Annotated in this window: 1 rRNA gene; it reads left to right on the top strand. The window is 54.5% G+C overall.

The annotated features are described in order from the left end of the window. Positions 1-1,547: ribosomal RNA gene (locus GNT69_RS25325) — 16S ribosomal RNA — on the top strand. Positions 1,548-1,590: the final 43 nt, after the last annotated feature.

Below are 1,590 nucleotides of genomic sequence, written 5' to 3'. Positions count from 1 at the left end.
TTGGAGAGTTTGATCCTGGCTCAGGACGAACGCTGGCGGCGTGCCTAATACATGCAAGTCGAGCGAATCTTTAAAAGCTTGCTTTTAAAGATTAGCGGCGGACGGGTGAGTAACACGTGGGCAACCTGCCTGTAAGACTGGGATAACTCCGGGAAACCGGGGCTAATACCGGATAATTCCTTTCCTCTCATGAGGGAAGGCTGAAAGACGGTTTCGGCTGTCACTTACAGATGGGCCCGCGGCGCATTAGCTAGTTGGTGAGGTAACGGCTCACCAAGGCAACGATGCGTAGCCGACCTGAGAGGGTGATCGGCCACACTGGGACTGAGACACGGCCCAGACTCCTACGGGAGGCAGCAGTAGGGAATCTTCCGCAATGGACGAAAGTCTGACGGAGCAACGCCGCGTGAGCGAAGAAGGCCTTCGGGTCGTAAAGCTCTGTTGTTAGGGAAGAACAAGTATCGGAGTAACTGCCGGTACCTTGACGGTACCTAACCAGAAAGCCACGGCTAACTACGTGCCAGCAGCCGCGGTAATACGTAGGTGGCAAGCGTTGTCCGGAATTATTGGGCGTAAAGCGCGCGCAGGCGGTTTCTTAAGTCTGATGTGAAAGCCCCCGGCTCAACCGGGGAGGGTCATTGGAAACTGGGGAACTTGAGTGCAGAAGAGGAGAGTGGAATTCCACGTGTAGCGGTGAAATGCGTAGAGATGTGGAGGAACACCAGTGGCGAAGGCGACTCTCTGGTCTGTAACTGACGCTGAGGCGCGAAAGCGTGGGGAGCGAACAGGATTAGATACCCTGGTAGTCCACGCCGTAAACGATGAGTGCTAAGTGTTAGAGGGTTTCCGCCCTTTAGTGCTGCAGCAAACGCATTAAGCACTCCGCCTGGGGAGTACGGCCGCAAGGCTGAAACTCAAAGGAATTGACGGGGGCCCGCACAAGCGGTGGAGCATGTGGTTTAATTCGAAGCAACGCGAAGAACCTTACCAGGTCTTGACATCCTCTGCCACTCCTAGAGATAGGACGTTCCCCTTCGGGGGACAGAGTGACAGGTGGTGCATGGTTGTCGTCAGCTCGTGTCGTGAGATGTTGGGTTAAGTCCCGCAACGAGCGCAACCCTTGAGCTTAGTTGCCAGCATTAAGTTGGGCACTCTAAGGTGACTGCCGGTGACAAACCGGAGGAAGGTGGGGATGACGTCAAATCATCATGCCCCTTATGACCTGGGCTACACACGTGCTACAATGGATAGAACAAAGGGCAGCAAAACCGCGAGGTCAAGCCAATCCCATAAATCTATTCTCAGTTCGGATTGCAGGCTGCAACTCGCCTGCATGAAGCCGGAATCGCTAGTAATCGCGGATCAGCATGCCGCGGTGAATACGTTCCCGGGCCTTGTACACACCGCCCGTCACACCACGAGAGTTTGTAACACCCGAAGTCGGTGGGGTAACCTTTTGGAGCCAGCCGCCTAAGGTGGGACAGATGATTGGGGTGAAGTCGTAACAAGGTAGCCGTATCGGAAGGTGCGGCTGGATCACCTCCTTTCTAAGGATAATGTCTATAGGACATTCGGAATACGAATCTTACG

Source organism: Bacillus sp. B15-48 (genome assembly GCF_016879755.1).
Lineage (GTDB): Bacteria > Bacillota > Bacilli > Bacillales > Cytobacillaceae > Mesobacillus_B.
This window is presented reverse-complemented; position numbering and strand designations above follow the sequence as displayed.